This is a genomic window from Lawsonibacter sp. OA9, assembly GCF_022440585.1.
In genome coordinates, this window is record NZ_JAKNTI010000022.1 from 1 (window position 1) to 18,983 (window position 18,983).

Annotated in this window: 20 protein-coding genes; 13 read left to right on the plus strand and 7 right to left on the minus strand. The window is 56.4% G+C overall.

Annotated elements, in window-relative coordinates; genetic code table 11:
• Positions 1 to 307: 307 nt before the first annotated feature.
• The 10 genes from dnaN (at position 308) to rnhA (ending at position 9,796) form a co-directional block, all read left to right on the plus strand.
• Positions 308 to 1,414 carry a DNA polymerase III subunit beta gene (gene dnaN / locus MCG44_RS00950; RefSeq protein WP_147572521.1) on the plus strand — a complete coding sequence of 369 codons (1,107 nt, stop codon included), beginning with the start codon at positions 308 to 310 and terminating at the stop codon, positions 1,412 to 1,414.
• An 89-nt stretch (positions 1,415 to 1,503) separates the two neighbouring features.
• Positions 1,504 to 1,830, plus strand: a complete 327-nt coding sequence (locus MCG44_RS00955; protein WP_240286345.1) for a hypothetical protein — start codon at positions 1,504 to 1,506, stop codon at positions 1,828 to 1,830.
• 21 nt (positions 1,831 to 1,851) lie between these two features.
• Positions 1,852 to 2,067, plus strand: a complete 216-nt coding sequence (locus MCG44_RS00960; protein WP_147572519.1) for an RNA-binding S4 domain-containing protein — start codon at positions 1,852 to 1,854, stop codon at positions 2,065 to 2,067.
• Positions 2,064 to 3,176 carry a DNA replication/repair protein RecF gene (gene recF / locus MCG44_RS00965; protein WP_147572518.1) on the plus strand — a complete coding sequence of 371 codons (1,113 nt, stop codon included), beginning with the start codon at positions 2,064 to 2,066 and terminating at the stop codon, positions 3,174 to 3,176. The genes MCG44_RS00960 and recF overlap by 4 nt, the downstream gene beginning before the upstream one ends.
• A 505-nt stretch (positions 3,177 to 3,681) precedes the next feature.
• Positions 3,682 to 3,945 (plus strand): extracellular matrix regulator RemB, encoded by a 264-nt coding sequence (gene remB / locus MCG44_RS00970; protein ID WP_147572516.1) that lies wholly within the window; start codon positions 3,682 to 3,684, stop codon positions 3,943 to 3,945.
• A gap of 103 nt (positions 3,946 to 4,048) precedes the next feature.
• A complete protein-coding gene (gene gyrB / locus MCG44_RS00975) occupies positions 4,049 to 6,004 on the plus strand; it encodes a DNA topoisomerase (ATP-hydrolyzing) subunit B (protein WP_147572515.1) in 1,956 nt (651 codons plus the stop codon).
• Between the two features lie 98 nt (positions 6,005 to 6,102).
• Positions 6,103 to 6,288 (plus strand): hypothetical protein, encoded by a 186-nt coding sequence (locus MCG44_RS00980; protein WP_147572514.1) that lies wholly within the window; start codon positions 6,103 to 6,105, stop codon positions 6,286 to 6,288.
• Positions 6,289 to 6,314: 26 nt separating this feature from the next.
• Positions 6,315 to 8,825, plus strand: coding sequence for a DNA gyrase subunit A (gene gyrA / locus MCG44_RS00985; RefSeq protein ID WP_262669552.1), 2,511 nt, complete (start codon positions 6,315 to 6,317; stop codon positions 8,823 to 8,825).
• Positions 8,826 to 8,937: 112 nt separating this feature from the next.
• Entirely contained in the window at positions 8,938 to 9,321 is a 384-nt protein-coding gene (locus MCG44_RS00990; protein WP_240286347.1) for an SHOCT domain-containing protein, read from the plus strand.
• Between the two features lie 37 nt (positions 9,322 to 9,358).
• Positions 9,359 to 9,796, plus strand: a complete 438-nt coding sequence (gene rnhA, locus MCG44_RS00995; RefSeq protein WP_147572511.1) for a ribonuclease HI — start codon at positions 9,359 to 9,361, stop codon at positions 9,794 to 9,796.
• A 65-nt stretch (positions 9,797 to 9,861) separates the two neighbouring features.
• On the opposite strand, the gene MCG44_RS01000 is transcribed toward rnhA, so the two are convergent.
• From MCG44_RS01000 to MCG44_RS01010, 3 genes are read right to left on the minus strand one after another with little or no spacing between them, the layout of a single operon-like run.
• On the minus strand, positions 9,862 to 10,056 hold the full coding sequence (locus MCG44_RS01000) for a hypothetical protein (RefSeq protein ID WP_147572510.1): 195 nt from the start codon (positions 10,054 to 10,056) through the stop codon (positions 9,862 to 9,864).
• 25 nt (positions 10,057 to 10,081) lie between these two features.
• Positions 10,082 to 10,291, minus strand: a complete 210-nt coding sequence (locus MCG44_RS01005) for a helix-turn-helix transcriptional regulator (RefSeq protein ID WP_147572509.1) — start codon at positions 10,289 to 10,291, stop codon at positions 10,082 to 10,084.
• A 4-nt stretch (positions 10,292 to 10,295) separates the two neighbouring features.
• Complete coding sequence (locus MCG44_RS01010; RefSeq protein ID WP_186852952.1) at positions 10,296 to 10,610, minus strand: DUF6442 family protein; 315 nt, start codon at positions 10,608 to 10,610, stop codon at positions 10,296 to 10,298.
• 462 nt (positions 10,611 to 11,072) lie between these two features.
• Between MCG44_RS01010 and MCG44_RS01015 the strand changes: the two genes are divergently transcribed.
• Together MCG44_RS01015 and MCG44_RS01020 are read left to right on the plus strand one after the other, a co-directional pair.
• Positions 11,073 to 11,882, plus strand: coding sequence for an AAA family ATPase (locus tag MCG44_RS01015; RefSeq protein WP_240286350.1), 810 nt, complete (start codon positions 11,073 to 11,075; stop codon positions 11,880 to 11,882).
• 3 nt (positions 11,883 to 11,885) lie between these two features.
• Positions 11,886 to 13,082, plus strand: coding sequence for a vWA domain-containing protein (locus MCG44_RS01020; RefSeq protein ID WP_240286352.1), 1,197 nt, complete (start codon positions 11,886 to 11,888; stop codon positions 13,080 to 13,082).
• 39 nt (positions 13,083 to 13,121) lie between these two features.
• On the opposite strand, the gene MCG44_RS01025 is transcribed toward MCG44_RS01020, so the two are convergent.
• The 3 genes from MCG44_RS01025 to rpsO form a co-directional block, all read right to left on the minus strand.
• Positions 13,122 to 14,996, minus strand: a complete 1,875-nt coding sequence (locus MCG44_RS01025; RefSeq protein WP_240286354.1) for an LTA synthase family protein — start codon at positions 14,994 to 14,996, stop codon at positions 13,122 to 13,124.
• A 207-nt stretch (positions 14,997 to 15,203) separates the two neighbouring features.
• A complete protein-coding gene (locus tag MCG44_RS01030) occupies positions 15,204 to 17,354 on the minus strand; it encodes a polyribonucleotide nucleotidyltransferase (RefSeq protein ID WP_147572503.1) in 2,151 nt (716 codons plus the stop codon).
• 265 nt (positions 17,355 to 17,619) lie between these two features.
• On the minus strand, positions 17,620 to 17,886 hold the full coding sequence (gene rpsO, locus MCG44_RS01035; protein ID WP_008982127.1) for a 30S ribosomal protein S15: 267 nt from the start codon (positions 17,884 to 17,886) through the stop codon (positions 17,620 to 17,622).
• A 377-nt stretch (positions 17,887 to 18,263) separates the two neighbouring features.
• On the opposite strand from rpsO, the gene MCG44_RS01040 reads away from it, so the two are divergent.
• Positions 18,264 to 18,416, plus strand: coding sequence for a ribbon-helix-helix protein, CopG family (locus tag MCG44_RS01040; protein WP_186852948.1), 153 nt, complete (start codon positions 18,264 to 18,266; stop codon positions 18,414 to 18,416).
• Between the two features lie 45 nt (positions 18,417 to 18,461).
• Here MCG44_RS01040 and MCG44_RS01045 read toward each other — a convergent pair whose 3' ends face one another.
• Complete coding sequence (locus MCG44_RS01045) at positions 18,462 to 18,974, minus strand: macro domain-containing protein (RefSeq protein WP_147572501.1); 513 nt, start codon at positions 18,972 to 18,974, stop codon at positions 18,462 to 18,464.
• Positions 18,975 to 18,983: the final 9 nt, after the last annotated feature.

Sequence of the window (18,983 nt, forward strand, 5' to 3'; positions counted from 1 at the left end):
ACTGCCAACATCAACAGCCGGTACGAATAAAAAAGCGCGAAGGATAGACCCATAGGAGATCTTGAAAAAATCAGAGAACACATAAGTTATCCACCTTTTTTTGTGGATTATCTGTTGACCAATGTGGATAATTTTTTCTCTGTGGAAAAGAGCTTTTCTCTATCCACATCCCCTGTGGAAGCTATTTTCTTACTCCCCCAGAGCTTTCAGCCATCTTTCCACAATTTTTTCTCCTACGGCTAACTACTACGAAATATATCCTGTCCTCTCCCCTTCCGGGAGAGAGAAAGAGATCGGAGGAATCCATATGAAATTTTCCTGTGAAAAGGCCCTGCTGTCTTCCGCTGTTACCGTGGCCTCTCGGGCAGTGGCGGCTAAGAGCTCTATCCCCGCCATGGAGGGCATTCTCATCGAGGCCGGAGCACAGCTGAAGCTGACTGGTTATAATCTGGAAACTGGCATCCAAGCTACGGTACCGGCGGAAATCAAGGAAGGGGGTTCCCTGGTTCTCTCCGCCCGCCTGCTGGGGGAGGCCTGCCGGAAAATGCCAGATGATGTGGTGGTATTTTCCTCACAGGGTTACTCGGTCAATATCAAATGCGGGATGTATGAAATCAACATCCTGGGCACCGATGCCGAGGAGTTTCCAGAACTGCCCTCAGTGGACCAGCAGAACTCTCTGGTGTTGAGCCAGCCTGTGCTCCGGTCCATGATTGCCCAGACTCTCTTTGCCGTCAGCGACAACGAGAGCCGCCCCATCCATACTGGCTCCCTCTTTGATGTGGAGGGCAGCCGCCTCACTGTGGTGTCTGTGGACGGTTATCGTCTGGCACTCCGCCGGGAAGATGTAGAGGAAAAAACCGGGGCCGAGGCGTTCTCCTTTGTGGTCCCCGGCTCCGCTCTTAACGAGGTGGAAAAGATCTGCTCCGGGGAAGAAAAGGTGACCATTATCCAGGGAGCCCGGCATATCCTGTTCCAGACCGGGGATATCCTTCTGGTCTGCCGCAGGCTGGAGGGAGAGTTTCTGCCCTATAAGAACGCCATTCCTCGAAATAACACGATTCAAGTGGAAGTGGAAGCTAAAGCACTCTTGTCCTCCATTGACCGGGTGTCCCTTATCATCAGCGAGAAGCTGAAATCTCCCCTTCGCTGCCTTTTTGGGGATGGGGTGGTAGATATTACGACAAAGACCGCCCTGGGCGACACCGCCGATCGGTGCCCTATTAGCGGCAACGGCGGCGGGCTGGAGATTGGATTTAACAACAAGTATCTGATGGACGCTCTGAAGGCCGCCCCCGCTGACAAGCTCCGGATGGAGTTTACCTCCGGTGTGGCCCCCTGTGTCATCCTGCCCGCCGAGGGGGAGGAGAAGTTTATTTATATGGTGCTGCCCGTCCGTTTGAAGGCCAATTAAAGACCCGAAAAAACAAAAGGAAGGACACTATGAAACAGAACCGCTGAACAGAGCTCTGGCAGAGGCATAAATCCTATTTCATCAATGTATTGGGATTTGTGGGATTTTTCGTTCTCTTTTCATTCTGGATTCCCTTGGTGTTTTGGATATTTTGGCACTATGTTGCCTGTATCCTTCTTATTTCAGCCAGCTATCTATGTAAAAAAGAGGGAAAGCAGGGCCTTGTGACAGGTATTACGGTCCTGGTCTGTATCGTAGCGATTGCTGGCTTTTTTCTGGTATATCAGACCTTGGGGCATGTTTATTCCAGAGAACATTGGAGCTTTTATCGATATGTGACAGGACACGCTGCTCTCCCCATCTTTTTGCTGCCTTGTATCGCTGCTGGAATTGCGGTATGGAAGCCAAAACAATAACCTTAGAAAGTTGAGGCCGCTATGGAATCTCATGAGGTCAAAATAAAAACTGAATTTATCAAGCTCCAGGATTTACTGAAGTTTGCCGGGGCGGTGGAGACCGGAGGCGACGCCAAGCTTATCATCCAGGAGGGACGGGTGACAGTCAACGGCGAGGTGTGCGAAATGCGGGGCAAAAAGCTCCGCCCCGGGGACCGGGCGGCCATCGACCACGCCCTTGAATTGGTGGTTACATGATCGTAAACGCCTTAGAGCTGGATTTTTTTCGAAACTATACCCATCTGGAGGCCTCCTTTGACCCGCGGGTCAACCTGATATATGGGGACAACGCCCAGGGAAAGACCAATCTGCTGGAGGCAGTCGCCTACCTCTCCGCCGCCCGGTCCCATCGGGCCCGCTATGACAGAGAGATGATCATGATGGGGATAGACTCCGCTTTTCTCAAAGGGGAGGTGGCCAGTCGGGACCGGGTGTTCACTTTGGAGGCCAAGCTGTTCCGGGGCCGAGGCAGACAGCTTTTTTCCAACGGCGTACGCCTTAAGACAGCCGGGGAGCTGGCCGGGATCCTGACCACGGTGCTGTTCTGCCCGGAGGACTTGTATCTTATCCGGGAGGGGAGCTCCGCCCGGCGCCGGTTTCTGGATGGGGCCATCTGCCAGCTCCGCCCCCGATACAGTCAGGCATTGGCAGAATATAACCGCCTTTATGACCACAAGACCCGCATTCTGCGAGACTGGCCGGAGAACCCATCTCTGCTTCAGACCCTGGATGACTTTAATCTGCGCCTAGCTCAGACCGGGGCCATCCTGATCCATTACCGGGCCCATTTTATCCGCCGGATGGAGAAACACGCCCCGGCCATCCACGCTGATTTTTCCGGCGGAAGGGAGCGGCTGGAACTGTCCTATGAAACAGTGTCCACGGTAACTGACCCCATGGCACAGCCCAGAGAGATCCTTCCTCAGCTACTGGCCCATCAGGAGAGCCACCGCCAGGCGGAGCTGGACGCCCGCCAGTGCCTGTCCGGTCCCCATAAGGATGATTTGGTGGTATCCATCGGTGGGCAGCTGGCTAAAACCTACGCCTCCCAGGGCCAGACCAGAACAGCGGTCCTATCCCTGAAGCTGGCCCAGCGGGAGATCTTTCAGGAGGAGACAGGAGAATGGCCAGTCCTGCTGTTGGACGACGTGCTGTCTGAGCTGGACTCGAAACGGCAGGCCTTTGTTCTTAACCGTATCCGTGGCGGCCAGGTATTTATTACCTGCTGTGAGGAGGAAAAGCTGGAGGGGCTGGAGGGTGGTCGGGTGTTTCATATTCGAGACGGCTCTATTGTAACGAATATCTAAAACGGCGTATTTGCGCCGTCAAATCGAAGTCGCGGCGGCGGAAAATTTCCAGAGAGAAAATTTAATTTGTTCGGGGATTTTAATTTAAAAGGGCTCCGACAGGGCTTGATTCATAAAAAAGTTCATCATGTGCTGTATGGAGGAAGATACTGTGCTGCGGAATCTTATTTCGTATTGGCAGGAATTATCCAGCCCCTGGTTCGGCGGAGCTCTCTTTGGACATGGTGGACTGGTAGCCCTAGGACTGGTAGCTTGGCCGGCGGCGCTCTCCTATTCCCTTCAATTTTGGCTGTCTGTAAGGGGCCGAAAAAAGGGAAGAAATTATCTCTATTGGTTAGCGGGGCTATTTTTTTGATTTGCTGGATTACATGGTATCTGCCCATAGGGGCAGATATGAGGGCAAAGCTGATTGTCATTCCGTCTATTGCATTTTTTTGGATGGTTGGCTGTGTATTTTATGAACTGCCAGCATTTTTGTGGTCAAGGAGAAAATAGGGAGTTTGTTATGTACTTGTATTTAGGCCAGTCCGTGGTACTTCCTCACCGGGAAATTTTGGCCATTTTCGATTTGGACAACGCCAGTTGGGCCTATAAGACCCGGGAATTTTTAGAGCGGGCAGAACGGGAGGGTCGGTCTGTCTGGCTTACCGATGACCTTCCCAGGTCCTTTATTTTAGCGGGGGACGGCAAGTCCCCTCCCACGGTCTATCTATCTTCTCTGTCCCCCTCTGCCCTGGTCAGCCGGGCAGAGCGAAATTCCTTTGAGTGATATTTTCTTTTTTTATTACGAAGAGTCAAGAGAGGAGAGGAAAGAGAGCGCCTCTTGCCCCTCCCGTCTTGACCCTTCCACCATATGAAACCGGAGGTAAATTATGTCTGAAGAACGAAACGAACTGAATGAGCTGAACACCACCCAGACCAACCACGAATATGGTGGCTCTGAGATCCAGGTGCTGGAGGGTCTGGAGGCGGTCCGCAAGCGCCCCGGTATGTATATCGGCTCTACCAGCGAGTCTGGCCTGCACCACCTGGTCTACGAGATTGTGGACAACTCCATTGACGAGGCTCTGGCGGGCTACTGCACGGATATCACAGTGACCATCAATCCTGGCAATACCATTACCGTCACTGACAACGGCCGGGGCATCCCGGTAGATATTCAGCCCCAGACCGGCCGGCCCGCCCTGGAGGTAGTCTTTACCATCCTCCACGCTGGCGGAAAATTCGGCGGCGGCGGGTATAAGGTGTCTGGCGGCCTCCATGGCGTGGGCGCTTCAGTGGTCAACGCTCTGTCCGAGTGGCTGGAGGTCCAGGTCCACAAGGACGGGCAGATCTATGAGATGAAGTTTTCCCGGGGTAAGATCACCCAGAGTATGAAGGTAGTGGGCAGGACTGATCACACCGGCACTACCGTCACCTTCAAGCCCGACCCGGAGATGTTTGACACCCTGGAGTATAACTATGAGACCCTGCACACCCGTATGCGGGAGGAGGCATTCCTCAACGCCGGCCTGCGCATCCAGACCGTGGACCTGCGGCCTGGCCAGGAGCAAGAGGACGACATGTGCTACGAGGGCGGCATTCGGGAGTTTGTTACCTTCCTGAATAAAAATAAGGACCCCCTTCACAACGACGTCATCTATATGTCTGGAGCCCGGGAGGACAGCATGGCCGAAGTGGCCATGCAGTATAACGACGGGTACAGCGAGGTGATGGTGTCCTTCGCCAACAACGTCCATACCCCTGAGGGCGGTATGCATGAGGAGGGCTTCCGCCGCGCTCTGACAAACGTGCTCAACGCCTACGGAAAGAAAATCAAGGTGCTGAAGGACGATGACAAGGTGTCCGGCGAGGACTGCCGGGAGGGCTTGACCGTGGTTATCTCCGTCAAGCTGACCGAGGCCCAGTTTGAGGGTCAGACCAAGGCAAAGCTGGGCAACAGCGAGATGCGTACTCTGGTCAACGCCATTGTCACCGAAAAGCTGGAGACCTATCTGGAGGAGAACCCCGCTGTGGGCCGGGCTATTCTGGATAAGGCCCTCACTGCCAATCGGGCCAGAGAGGCCGCCCGTAAGGCCAGAGAATCCATCCGCCGAAAGACCGCCCTGGGCGGGGCGGCCATGCCGGACAAGCTGCGGGACTGCAACGAGGCCAACCCGGAGCTCACCGAGATCTATATCGTCGAGGGCGACTCCGCCGGCGGCTCCGCCACCCAGGGCCGGGACAGCCGCTTCCAGGCGATCCTCCCTCTATGGGGCAAGATGCTCAATGTGGAGAAGGCCCGGGCGGACAAGGTATATGGTAACGACAAGCTCACCCCGGTAATCACCGCTCTGGGTGCCGGCATCGGAGAGGAGTTCGATTTGAGCAAGCTGCGCTACCACAAGGTCATCATTATGGCCGATGCCGACGTGGACGGCGCCCATATCCGCACCCTGCTGCTTACCTTCTTCTTCCGCTTCATGCGGCCCCTCATCGAGCACGGGTATGTCTACTCCGCCGTCCCTCCCCTGTACAAGCTGACACGGGGCAAGACCACCCGTGTGGCCTTCTCCGATGAGGAGCGGGATGCCATCTCTGCCGAGATGCGGGGGGGTAATCCCAATGTAAAGATTGATATCAGCCGCTTCAAGGGTTTGGGCGAGATGAACCCCCACGAGCTGTGGGAGACCACCATGGACCCGGAGAAGCGCACCCTGCGCCGCATCGAGCTGGACGACGCCGTTAAGGCCGATGAGACCTTTACTATTCTGATGGGTGAGAAGGTGGAGCCCCGGAAGGAGTTCATCGAGCGCAACGCCAGATATGCCGTCAATTTGGACTATTGATATGGAGCATATCATTTTGCTGGGAGCTCCCCTGCCCGGCACGGAGTCCGTCACACCGCCCAACGGCGCCTCCCTGGCGCTGGTCCTGTTCCTTACCTTTGCCGTACTCTAAGACCCTGCTGTGGGTTCGGGTGAGGCGGCTTTGGCTGTGCCTGGTGTTCCTGCTGTGCGTCATCAACCTGTACCATCCCTATGAGACAGGATTTGCCCTGTTCTGCGCTCTGGCCTGCCTGCTGGGTTCCCTGGCGGGTGTGGCCTGCGGCTGGCTCAGAAGGAGAAAATGAGCCTCTAACAAGGAGGAAATAAATTCATGAGCAAAAAACCACAATACGATCCCGAGGAGATCCGCTACCCGGACCAGCATATTGTTACCTCCCCCCTGGTACCGGAGATGGAACAGTCCTATATCGAATACGCCATGTCCGTCATCGTGGGCCGGGCCCTGCCCGATGTCCGTGACGGCCTGAAGCCCGTCCACCGCCGCATCCTCTACGCCATGTATGAGGATAACTTGACGGCGGATAAACCCTTTAAGAAGTCCGCCACCTGCGTGGGCGATGTGCTGGGCCGGTACCACCCCCACGGTGACCAGTCCGTGTACGACGCCCTGGTCCGTCTGGCTCAGGACTTCTCCATGCGCTATATGCTGGTGGACGGCCACGGTAACTTCGGCTCCATCGACGGTGATCCCCCGGCTGCCTACCGTTACACCGAGGCCCGGATGTCCAAGCTGTCCGACGAAATGCTGAGGGATATTGAAAAGGACACGGTGGACTGGGACCCCAACTTTGACGAGAGCCGGAAGGAGCCCAAGGTGCTCCCCTCCCGCTTCCCCAACCTGCTGGTCAACGGTTCCTCCGGCATTGCCGTGGGCATGGCCACCAACATCCCTCCCCACAACCTGAAGGAGGTCATCGACGCCACCATTCGGGTGCTGGACGACCCGGAGTGTACCCTCTCCGATTTGATGGAGCACATCAAGGGCCCCGACTTCCCCACCCACGGCATCATCATGGGTCGGTCCGGCATTCGGGCGGCCTATGCCACCGGCCGGGGCCGGGTGGTGGTCCGGGCCCGCCATGAGTTTGAGGAGTTTGGCAAGGACCGCACCCGCATCATCATCACCGAGATCCCCTATCAGGTCAACAAGCGGATGCTGATCAAGAACATGGCCGATCAGGTGGAGGACAAGCGGCTGGAAGGCATCTCCGACATCCGGGACGAATCCGACCGGAACGGGATGCGTATTGTCATTGAACTAAAGCGGGATGCCAACCCCCAGGTGGTGCTTAACCGCCTGTTTGCCCAGACCCAACTCCAGACTACCTTTGCTATCAATATGCTGGCCCTGGTGGAGGTCAACGGCAAGCTCCAGCCCCGCATCCTCTCTCTGCGCCATATTTTGGACGAGTACATCTCCTATCAGGAGCAGGTCATTATCCGCCGCACCCGCTTCGACCTGAAAAAAGCCCAGGAGCGGGCCCATCTGCTGGAGGGCCTGCTGGTGGCCCAGGATAACATTGACGAGGTCATCCAGATCATCCGCTCCCGCTATGACGACGCCAAAGAAGCCTTGATGACCCGATTCTCCCTGGACGATGTTCAGGCCCAGGCCATTTTGGATATGCGGCTGAAGGCCCTGCAGGGTTTGGACCGGGAGAAGCTTCAAAACGAATATGAGGAGCTTGAGAAGCGCATCGACTACTTCAACCGCCTGCTGGCCAGCGAGGAGATGCTCCGGGGCGTGCTCAAGGACGAGCTGACCGCCATCCGGGACAAGTACGGAGACGAGCGGTACACTGAGATCCAGGATGTAGAGGACGAAATCGACATTGAGGACCTGATCGAGGAGGAGCAGTGTGTCTTTACCCTGACCCAGGCGGGCTATATCAAGCGCACCCCGGTCAGCGAGTACGCCGCCCAGTCCAAGGGCGGAATGGGAAAGAAGGGGATCACCACACGGGAGGAGGACTATGTGGTGGATGTGTTTACCGCCTCCACCCATGACTATATCCTGTTCTTTACCGACACGGGCAAGGTCTACCGAAAGAAGGGTTACCAGATTCCAGAGAGCGGCAAGACCGCCAAGGGGACCAATATCGTCAATATCCTCCAGGTGGAGCAGGGAGAGCGGATTCAGACCATGGTCCACTTCCGGGACTTCACCGAGGACGAGGTATACCTGTTTATGGTCACCCGGAACGGCACAGTAAAGCGTCTGGCTGCCTCCGCGCTGAAAAATATTCGGGCCAGTGGCATCCGGGCCCTCCGGCTGGACGAGGGGGATGAGTTGATCTCCGTCCGAGAGACCGACGGGAAGCAGAATATCCTCATCGCCACCCATGACGGTATGGCTGTGTGCTTTGACGAGAACGACGTTCGGGCTATGGGCCGGGACGCTGTGGGCGTCCGGGGCATCCGCCTTCGAGATGGGGACTATGTGGTAGGGGCCGCCCGTGCTGCCGAGGGCAAGTGCCTTCTATCCATTACAGAAAAGGGCTATGGCAAGCGGACCCCGGTGGAGGAGTACCGGATCACGAACCGAGGCGGCATCGGCATCAAAAATTATATGGTTACCGAAAAGACCGGGCCTGTGGTGGGCGTCAAGGTAGTGGACGGCTCAGAGGACCTGCTGCTGGTCACCCAGAGCGGCATCCTGATCCGTACTCATGTGGATGCCATCCGCACCGCCGGCCGGGCTACCCAGGGCGTCATCGTCATGCGCTTCAAGGAGGAGGGGGATCAGGTCATCTCCCTGGCCCTCACCGAGCGGGAAGAGCAGGCGGACGAGAATGAGCAGTCCCCCGTCAATCAGGAGTAAAAGCTCCAGTCGTAAGGAGGCCGCAAACCGACAGGAGAGGATGAACTTTCCAGTGGGCTATAACAGCCTTTATCGTCTGGAAAGGATCCGCGGGACAGGAGGCTAAGGAAACATGAGAAAACGGGTAACTTACCGCCCGGGCAAGGCACAGGGAGCCTTTGGAACGATATGGGGAGGCATCTTCGTCCTGATCGGGCTGTTTGTGGTAATCCCCACCTTTGGACCGTTTGGAATAATATGGACGCTGGGCGCTTTGGGAATCACTGTGATAAACGCCCTTCACGCGTTTGGAAAAAAGTATGTGGGCCCCGAGATCCGCATTGAAGAGGACAAAGAAGGAGAACCCGTTCCCTCTGACGAGTCCCAGGACCATATTCAGTCCACCGCCCTGGACGCCCAGGGGCGGCTGGAGCAGCTCAAGACCTTGCGGGAGGCCGGGCTCATCACCCAGCAGGAGTACGACCAGAAGCGCCGGGAGATCGTGGAGGAACTATAAAAGCCTTCCCACAGGGGAAGGCAGCGATAGGAGAACTATGAAAACTGTTACTATCTACACGGACGGAGCCTGCTCCGGCAATCCAGGACCGGGGGGCTGGGGGGCAATCCTGATGTACGGCCCCCACAAAAAGGAGATGTCCGGGGGCGAGGCCCATACCACCAATAACCGTATGGAGCTCACTGGGGTTATCACTGCCTTGGAGGCTCTGAAAGAACCCTGTGTTGTGGAGCTGTGGTCTGACTCTAAATACGTTATCGATGGCCTGGACAAAGGCTGGGCTAAGGGCTGGCGGGCCCGGGGCTGGATAAAGAGTGACAAAAAGCCCGCCTTGAATCCAGACCTCTGGGGCCGTCTGCTGGATCTGTGCGACTACCACACCGTCCACCTCCATTGGGTCAAGGGACATGCGGAAAATCAATATAACAACCGCTGTGATGAAATGGCGGTAGCGGAAAGTCAAAAGTACAGGTAAGGAAGGCTCCTTGGTAAAAAACGATCAGACAAGTGATGGAAGCACCAATAAAAAGAGACGTCTGCTTATCCAGACGTCTCTTTTTTGTCGATTTGCTCCGGTTTGTCAGAATACTGGTCCGGATGGCAGAGAAAACGATTTCCACAGGTGGCGCATCCCCGGCCGCACCCCCGCTTTTTTCCATAGTCATTGTACAACAGGACCGCGATGGGGATACCAATGACCCCGATGGAAAACAGGGCTACAGCAAAATATTCCATAGAAGTCGCACCCTCCTCAAAGCCGTCAGTCAAAGTAAAAAAGGTCCTCAAATTTTTTGTCTAAGGCGATGCTCAGGACCAGAGCCAGCTTGGCCGTGGGGTTGAACTGCCCTGTTTCGATAGAGCTAATGGTCTGGCGGGACACACCCACCAGCTTGGCCAGTTCTCCCTGGGACAGATTTTTTTCCGCACGGGCTATCTTCAGCCGGTTCTTTAAGATCAGCTGGTCATCCATTTTATCACCGCCCCTGTGTAAAATATCTTACCAGACAGAATACCAGAAATGCAAGAGAAATAAGCCCAGTGATGATATCGGAAATGTTTTTTCGCTTGGTCAGCCGGTACACTCGGCTGCCCACACAACTGGCCCAAAACATGGCTAACACCTGGCTGCTAGGCAGGTCGTGGAGCCGATTATAGATGAGAATGACCAGCCCAACCAGAAAGACGAAAATCAGAGAGAAGGACTCCCCTTCCACTTGGACGGTGCGTTCCATCTCATCTTGGCGCATATTTTCCTTCCTGCTTTTTTCTAAAATTTTCTCTTTGTCCATAACAGTTCCTCCGTCTCCCCTGTGGGCCGTTTTCTGATTTGAGGCCCCGGCTTATGGAGAGAGCATATCACATAGAAATTTTTATGTCAAGTATACTTATCAAAAAAATAATAAAACTTGTCAAAATGGAGTGGGGTTACCTCTACTGGTTAGGGAGATCGACAACTTACAGAGGCAGCCGGTATTCCCAAGAGGATATCTGTCCCAGATTGCCCTTACAGCCCTAGAGAGGGAACGCGGCGCCATTTGCAAGGTCAGAGCAGCAGAATAAAAATTTCTCCACAGGGGGAATTTATTTTAATTTCTGACCATTTTTTTGGCAAGAAATAGGTGCAGTTTTGGGGAGGTCAGGTGATTCCAGGTAATTTCAGGGAAAGGGGTTGCTTTTCTCTGCAAAAGACTATAAAATTCGGAGCATAGACTACACAGGCCCGAATCCCCGGGCCGGGAAGGATATTTGGAATGAAGGAATTTAGAGGAAGTCAGAATTATGTGGCCTCGGAGGAGCTGCTCCGGGCGGCCAATATCGCCATGGTGCTCCAGAAGCCCCTGCTCATTAAGGGGGAGCCAGGTACCGGAAAAACTATGTTGGCCGAGGCCATCTCCCAGGCGCTTGGGAAAAAGCTCATCATCTGGAACATCAAGTCCACCACCAAGGCCCAGGACGGCCTATATGTCTACGACGTAGTCCAGCGGCTCTACGACAGCCAGTTTGGTGGACAGGGCGTGGACGATATCGAGAAGTATGTCAAGCTGGGCAAGCTGGGCGAGGCGTTTACTGACGAGGAACAGGTCATCCTCCTCATCGACGAGATCGACAAGGCGGACCTGGAGTTCCCCAATGACCTGCTGTGGGAGCTGGACCGGATGGAGTTTCATATCCCGGAGACAGGGCGAACGGTCAGGGCCAATCACCGGCCGGTGGTCATTATCACCTCCAACGCGGAGAAGGAGCTGCCCGACGCCTTTCTGCGCCGGTGTGTGTTCCACTATATCGAGTTCCCCGACAAGGAGCTGATGGCAGATATCGTCCGGGTCCACTTCCCGGACATCGACAACAAGCTGCTTACCCAGGTGTTGGAGGCATTTTACAAGATCCGCTCCCTGCCCACCATTAAGAAGAAGCCCTCCACCAGTGAGATTATCGACTGGATTCAGGCCCTTCAGCACGGCGGCGTCAATGTGGATAAAATCGTCAAGGAGGTCCCCTATCTGGGGGTGCTGCTGAAGAAAAACGAGGACATCGATACGCTTCGGCGGCAGTGGCGGTGAGCCATGTTTGAGGATTTTCTGTATCTCCTGCGGAAGAACGGCCTAAAGGTGTCCCTCACTGAGTGGATGGCCCTGGTGGAAGCCATGGACAAGGGGCTCCACAGCTCCAGTTTCACGGGCTTTTACCACCTGTGCCGCTGTCTTCTGGTGAAAAGCGAGGCGGACTTTGACACCTTCGACCGCTGCTTTCTGGAGTATTTTAAGGACGTGCCTTTCCAGCAGGAGGTGTCTCAGGAGCTGCTGGATTGGCTGAACAGGCCCGAGGTGTTGTCCGACTACGCCAGCTGGGATGAGGAACAGGCGCTGAAAAACCTGGGCTTCTCCGAGGAGGAGATCGAGCGGATGCTGAAGGAGCGTATGGAGGAGCAGACCGAGGAGCACAACGGGGGGCGTTATTGGGTAGGAACCCACGGGATGTCCACCTTTGGAAACTCTGGACTGTCCCCCAAGGGCATTCGAGTAGGGGGCCAGAGCATGTACCGACGGGCTTTCCGGGTGGCCGGGGAGCGGAAGTTTCGGGATTTCCGCCGGGATAACACCCTGGATACCCGGCAGTTCCAGGTGGCCCTACGGAAGCTGCGGCAGTTCTCCGGACTGGTGGACCTCCCCCCCACGGAGTTCGACGTGGACAACACCATCAAAGACACCGCCGACAATGGCGGCGTGCTGAAGGTGCGATACAAGCGGCCCAGGGAAAACACGGTGAAGGTGCTTCTTTTGATGGACTCCGGGGGGTCTATGGACTATTACAGTCAGCTCTGTTCAGCTCTGTTTCAGGCGGTGTCCAAGTCGGGCCATTTCAAGGATCTGAAGGTGTACTATTTTCACAACTGCGTCTATTCTCGACTGTATCAGGACCCCATGCTCATGAGCCGAAACTCAGTGCAGACAGATTGGGTGCTGTCCAATATCCCCAGCGACTATAAGCTGATCCTGGTGGGGGATGCCCAGATGGCTCCCCATGAGCTGCTGGGCGGCTACTACGGCGGCAGTCGGGAGGACGGGCCCAAGTGTGGTATGGACTGGCTGCGGCTGTTGAAGGGACGCTTTGGCCATACGGTATGGCTCAATCCCAGTGAGCGGCCGGGGTGGGGCCAGTACTGGTGCCAGACTTATGATGCCATTTCCCAGGAGTTCCCCATGTTCCCCTTGACAGTGGACGGCCTGGAGGATGCCATGAAGAAACTCCTTGTTCGGTAATCAAAAAGGCCCCCGCCTGATATCAGGCGGGGGCCTTGTCTATTCAACGGGGAGGAGCTGGTTCTCTCTGAAATATTCGGCGGACAGAAACTGGTCCAGCAAAGCCTGATCCTCAGGCGCTAGTATATCAGTGAGCTGGCCGTCCACCAGATAGAGCCCCTGGGTGTGGACCAGGGGGGTGACGGCCCGGACCTGCCTGGACAGCTCCATAAAGCCGGGGCCAGTCCAGCCGCACTGGTCAAAGAGCTCTGTCATCAGGAAGCAGGGGGAGAAGTCTCCCCCGTCCCCCACAAAGTCCCGGCCCAGGGTCTCCTTGGCGGCAGAGTTGGCCCAAATCACATAGGGGGTGGCGTAGTAGTCATAGAAGCCGTCCAGGGTGGACAAATCAAAGGTGGCCCCCATCTCAATATAGGCGGAGTTGCCGTTGCCGCCCCAGGGCTTGTGGTCGCCGAACAGGACCAGCACCACCGGCTCCTCCATCTCCTCCAGCCCCTGGACGAGAGTGGTGAGGGCCTGAAGGGTCTCGGCCACGCCGTTGAGATAATTGTTCCAAATATTACAGCTCTCCTGGCTTAGACCGGAGCCCTCTGGGGTGAGGTGCTGGGGCCCGGAGGATAGCTCGGTGCTGTATGGGCCGTGGTTCTGGTAGGATACAGAGAAGGAGAAGCAGGGGCCGCTCTGGACGCGCTCCTTCATCTGGGCCAGCAGCTCCTGGACCAACAGGGGGTCGGAGTGCCACTGGGCGAATACCGGGTCCACCAGCTCCCCATAGTGGTTTTCTGTGAACCAGTATTCCTCAAAGCCCAGGTACTGGTTCACGTTCTGGCGGTTGTAAAACCAGCCGAAGCCGGGGTGGCTGCCAAAGGTCTGATAGCCCTGGTCCTTCAAATACCATACATAGGAGTCGGTGTCCTTCCAAAACTCATCATGGGTGGAGTAGCCGGTAAGGAAGGCCCACTCGCTGTCCACCGTGCCCCCGGCAAAGATGTTGGTCAGCAGGTCGCCGGAGATGGACTGGGCCTCCAGCTGGTGCCAGGGGGCATAGACCTGGGCCACCCCCTCCTGCCCGGCCAGGGCGTCGAAGTCGGTGAGGTCACAGAAGGCCTCCAGCATGATTCCCATGACCGATACCTTCTGACCCTCCGGGATGCTCTGGTCCTCGTACTGCTGAAGCAGGCTGTCGGCCTCCTCTTTGTCGTAGTTTTCCGGTGGGGTGGGAAGCATATCCCGGAAGGAGTGGAGAAAGGGGTACAGTCCACCCTTGGACAGATAGACCTCCACATCGGACCAGGCGTAGCGGATGGCCTGGGTGGGAGTCTGGTCATAGACAGTGGGGTTGAGGTAGAGGGACACAAAGGCGACGCAAATCAAGGCAAGACAGGACAAGGCGCCGAAGGTCCGCTCCCGCCAGCCCCGAATGCCATGGGGCATAAGGAAGATGGTAAAGAGCAGCCCGGCCACAAAGCAGAACAGGGCAAACCACACCAGCCAGGTCAGGTCCAGTGTGTAGTTGCCCACGATACCCCCGGCCTCTGCCGCCAACAGCAAGTCAGAGGCCAGCAGGGGGTCCGACCGGAGCCGGATCTTGAAGTAGTTGGCCAGAGCGATGGCCAAAACGGGCAGAAAAGTACAGATAAAGGCGGCCCAGCTCTGGCGGAACAAGAAGTAGAACAGCCAGATCAGCAGGACAGGAGGCAGAAGATTCAAGAACATGAGCAAGGGGCTGGAAAGATAGGCGCCCAGCAGATGCCAGGAGTTCAGACTGACATAGGCGGTAGCGGAAAAAAACAGGGAAAGGCCGCCGACGCAGCACCCCATTCCCGTCAGGGCCAGGGCCAGCCAGATGGTGTGAGCCCGGCCGCAGTGCTCCTGGGAGCCGTCGGGCAGTCGCATGATGGTAAGCAGCGTTTTCATTGGGAGGCACCTCTTACTATGGGGAGAAAAGGCCGGGTGGGAGAGAACGGCCGTGATTTTGGTCCCCAAATGACACTCCGTGTGGGAATTGTTGATATTATAGCACATATTTTGGAAAAGTAAAAGAAAACTCCCTCTGTGCTTTGAGGGAAAAGCAACGAGGTGGACAGCTTTGCTGTCCACCTCGTTTAAATGGTAAGAACAGATTTATTTGATGGGCTCGCCGGATTCTTTTCTGGCGCGGATCTCACGCAGGGCGTCCTTATAGGACAGGTTGACCCGGCCCTTGTCGTCAATTTCAGTGACCTTGACCCAGATCATATCGCCGATGTTGACCACGTCTTCCACCTTGTCCACCCGGTGCTCGGCCAGCTTGGAGATGTGGACCATGCCGTCCTTGCCAGGGGCCAGTTCTACAAAGGCGCCGAACTGGAGGATGCGGACCACCTTGCCGTAGTACAACTCACCCACCTGGGGGACAAAGACGATGGTCTCGATCATCTTCTTGGCGGCGTCGCAGGCCTCGGCGTTGGGGGAGGCGATGTGGATGGTGCCGTCATCCTCAATGTCAATCTGGGCGCCAGACTCGGCGGTGATCTTCTGGATGACGGAGCCGCCCTTGCCGATGACCTCACGGATCTTGTCGGGATCGATCTTGACGGTGATCATCTTGGGGGCGTACTTGCTCACCTCGGCCCGGGGGGCGGAGATGCAGGGCAGCATGATCTCGTCCAGGATGGCGAACCGGGCGTCACGGGTGATGTCCAGTGCCTCCTTAATGATCTCATGGGTCAGACCGTCGTTCTTCAGGTCCATCTGGATGGCGGTGATGCCGGCCTTTGTACCGGCCACCTTAAAGTCCATCTCGCCGTGGAAGTCCTCTACGCCCTGGATGTCGATGAAGGTAGTAAAGCCGCCGTTGTCGTCCTGGATCAGACCGCAGGAGATGCCGGCCACAGGGGCCTTGATGGGTACGCCGGCGTCCATCAGAGCCAGAGTGGAGCCGCAGATGGAGCCCTGGGAGGTGGAGCCGTTGGAGGACAGCACCTCGGACACTACACGGATGGCGTAGGGGAACTCCTCCACAGAGGGGAGCACAGGCACCAGGGCCCGCTCGGCCAAGGCGCCGTGGCCGTACTCCCGGCGGTTGGTGGAGCGGGGGGCACGGGCCTCGCCCACGGAGTAGGGGGGGAAGTTGTAGTGGTGCATATACCGCTTCTCTTCCTCTTCCCAGATGGTGTCCAGCTTCTGGCTGGCGGCCAGGGTGTTCAGGGTACACACGGACAGCACCTGGGTCTGGCCCCGGGTAAACAGGCCGGAGCCGTGGACCCGGGGCAGGACGCCCACCTCGGCGGCCAGGGGACGGATCTCGTTTTTGGCGCGGCCGTCCACACGGTGGCCCTCCAGCAGCCAGGCCTTGACGATCTTCTTCTGGAACTTATAGGTGAACTCTTCCAGATACTGGTCCATATCCGGATACTCCTCCAGATACTTCTCGTGCCACTTGTCGATCATGGCGTTCCAGCGGGTCTCCCGGACATTCTTGTCGTCGGTGTCCATGGCCTCCTTGGCCTCGTCCATGAACTCGTCCACGATCTTGTCGAACAGCTCCTGGTTGAACTGGGCGTGGTCATACTCCATCTTGGGCTTGCCGATCTCGGAGACGATCTGGTCAATAAAGTCGATCTGCTTGCGGATCTCCTCGTGGGCCTTCACGATGCCGGCGTACATAATCTCGTCGGGGATCTCGTCGGCGCCGGCCTCGATCATGACCACCTTTTCCCGTGTGGCGGCCACAGTGACGTCCATGCGGCTGGTCTTGCGCTGCTCCTGATTGGGGTTCAGGACAATCTGGCCGTCACAGTAGCCCACCTCCAGACAGCCGATGGGGCCGGCGAAGGGGATCTCAGAATAGCTGACGCAGGCGGAGGCGCCGATCATGGCGGCCACCTCGGGGGAGCAGTCGTAGTCCACACTCATGACAGTGCACTGAATGCACACGTCGTTGCGGAAGTCATAGGGGAACAGGGGACGCATAGGCCGGTCGATCAGGCGGCTGGCCAGCACGGCGGGCAGAGAGGGGCGGCCCTCCCGGCGCATAAAGCTGCCGGGAATGCGGCCCACGGCGTATAACTTTTCCTCAAACTCCACGGACAGGGGGAAGAAGTCGATGCCGTCCCGGGGACGGGGGGACACCGTGACCGCCACATGGACCGTGGTGTCACCGTACTTGACCCAGGCGGCGGCGGAGGCCAGCTCGGTGGTCTTACCCACTTCAATGGTCAGAGGCCGGCCGCACAAGTCCATGGTCCAGGTCCTGTACTTGGGGAACTGTTTGTGCTTGATGATAGTTGACATCTCGGATTCTCCTTTGTTTCAAATTTTTCCGAACGTCCAACAACTCTTTAGCACTTGAATACAGGCCGAAACGGATAGGATCGAGCCAGAAAGTTCCTTTCCTGGGTTCTCGCCTTCGCCCCGGTCTAAGCACCCCTGCTGGGAAATTCGGCGCTTCGGCTCATATTCAACTGCTAAAAAAGTGCGGGAAATTCGGAGTTTTCGTTTGGTTTTATATGCGAACATAGGGCAGCACGCGGAACGCGCTGCCCTATGCGGCATAAACTTATTTTCTAATGCCCAGCTTGGCGATAATAGCGCGGTACCGCTCGATGTCCTTGGCCATCAGGTAGTCCAGCATCTTGCGGCGCTTACCGACCATTTTCAGCAGACCGCGGCGGGAGTGGTTATCCTGCTTGTGGACCTTCAGGTGCTCGGTCAACTCGTTGATGCGGGCGGTTAGAATGGCGATCTGGACCTCGGGGGAGCCGGTGTCAGTGGGATGGGTGCGGTTGGCCTCAATAACGGCCGTCTTTTCGTCCTTGCGAATCATGAAATTTCCACCTTTCTTAATTGCGGCATACTACTTTCCCGTCTAACGGTAAAGCCGCTTGTTGTTTTACCCTAAGGGCTGGGTAGCGGGCGGGCAGAACCCCGCGCACCTGCGCAGGCCATATCCCGGAACCAAGCCAGTGGGCATACCGACGCATTCTCATGCTGGGTTAATATATCACAATTTTCCCCCTATGTAAAGAAAAAAGTCCCGTATTCCAAGGAAATTTTTTATCTTTTCCCAGATCCGCAAGATGTAGTGGTCCTGCTGCCCGCCAGAGGCGAAGAGTTGAAGCGTAAAAATAATGCGAAATAATACAAAGTCATGCGACCGACGGAGCCTCCATTTCGGTATGATAGAAAAAAGGAGGTGATCCTGTGGCCAAGTCAGACGCTCAGATCAGCCTACGGCTGTCCAAAAAGCTCAAGGAGGAGTTAACGGCCCAGGCCAAGCGGGAACGGCGCAGCGTCACCGCTCTGATCCTTCGGGTGATGGAGGAGTATCTGAAGAACAGAGAAAGCGAAAAATAGCCTAAAAACAGCGGAAGGACCAATTTATTGGCCCTTCCGCTGTCTTTAGTTCTCTGGACAAAGCTGGCGCAGCACAGCCTGAGCTTGGGCCAGTATCTGGGGGGTGTAGAGGACCAGGGACACATCTAACTCTGGATGTTTGGCTTCAAATTTCAGGATCGCTTTTTCTGCTACTGTGAGGGCCTCCATTCTGGGTAGATGAAAGGCTCCGGAAAAGACCAGGGGGAAGGCCAGAGTTCTGCACCGGCACATCAGGGCTTGCTGCATGGCGTGGCGGTAGCAAGCCTCCATCAGCCGCTTTCCAGTTCGCAGGTCCCCCATCCACTCACCCAGGGCCACATGGATGATATACTTACAGGGAAGACCGAAGGACGGGGTGACTACTGCCGTACCCACAGGACAGCGGCGCAGTTTTTTGCAGGCGGCAGTAAGGGCCCTGGTATCAGCGGCGGCAAAAATGGCATCGCAGATGCCGGGAGACCGACGCAGATCGGGGGAGGCGGCATTGACGATGGCATCTGTCTCTATTTTGGTAATGTCACCAGTGAGTAGTTTCATAGGGTAAGA

Coding starts and splice junctions, on each gene's coding strand:
- MCG44_RS01025 (WP_240286354.1), bottom strand. CDS start 14,996: ATGAAAACGCTGCTTACCATCATGCGACTGCCCGACGGCTCCCAGGAG.
- MCG44_RS01010 (WP_186852952.1), bottom strand. CDS start 10,610: ATGGACAAAGAGAAAATTTTAGAAAAAAGCAGGAAGGAAAATATGCGC.
- MCG44_RS01045 (WP_147572501.1), bottom strand. CDS start 18,974: ATGAAACTACTCACTGGTGACATTACCAAAATAGAGACAGATGCCATC.
- MCG44_RS01020 (WP_240286352.1), top strand. CDS start 11,886: ATGTTTGAGGATTTTCTGTATCTCCTGCGGAAGAACGGCCTAAAGGTG.
- MCG44_RS00990 (WP_240286347.1), top strand. CDS start 8,938: ATGAGAAAACGGGTAACTTACCGCCCGGGCAAGGCACAGGGAGCCTTT.
- MCG44_RS01005 (WP_147572509.1), bottom strand. CDS start 10,291: ATGGATGACCAGCTGATCTTAAAGAACCGGCTGAAGATAGCCCGTGCG.
- remB (WP_147572516.1), top strand. CDS start 3,682: ATGTACTTGTATTTAGGCCAGTCCGTGGTACTTCCTCACCGGGAAATT.
- MCG44_RS01000 (WP_147572510.1), bottom strand. CDS start 10,056: ATGGAATATTTTGCTGTAGCCCTGTTTTCCATCGGGGTCATTGGTATC.
- recF (WP_147572518.1), top strand. CDS start 2,064: ATGATCGTAAACGCCTTAGAGCTGGATTTTTTTCGAAACTATACCCAT.
- rnhA (WP_147572511.1), top strand. CDS start 9,359: ATGAAAACTGTTACTATCTACACGGACGGAGCCTGCTCCGGCAATCCA.
- dnaN (WP_147572521.1), top strand. CDS start 308: ATGAAATTTTCCTGTGAAAAGGCCCTGCTGTCTTCCGCTGTTACCGTG.
- gyrA (WP_262669552.1), top strand. CDS start 6,315: ATGAGCAAAAAACCACAATACGATCCCGAGGAGATCCGCTACCCGGAC.
- gyrB (WP_147572515.1), top strand. CDS start 4,049: ATGTCTGAAGAACGAAACGAACTGAATGAGCTGAACACCACCCAGACC.
- MCG44_RS00960 (WP_147572519.1), top strand. CDS start 1,852: ATGGAATCTCATGAGGTCAAAATAAAAACTGAATTTATCAAGCTCCAG.
- MCG44_RS01030 (WP_147572503.1), bottom strand. CDS start 17,354: ATGTCAACTATCATCAAGCACAAACAGTTCCCCAAGTACAGGACCTGG.
- rpsO (WP_008982127.1), bottom strand. CDS start 17,886: ATGATTCGCAAGGACGAAAAGACGGCCGTTATTGAGGCCAACCGCACC.
- MCG44_RS01015 (WP_240286350.1), top strand. CDS start 11,073: ATGAAGGAATTTAGAGGAAGTCAGAATTATGTGGCCTCGGAGGAGCTG.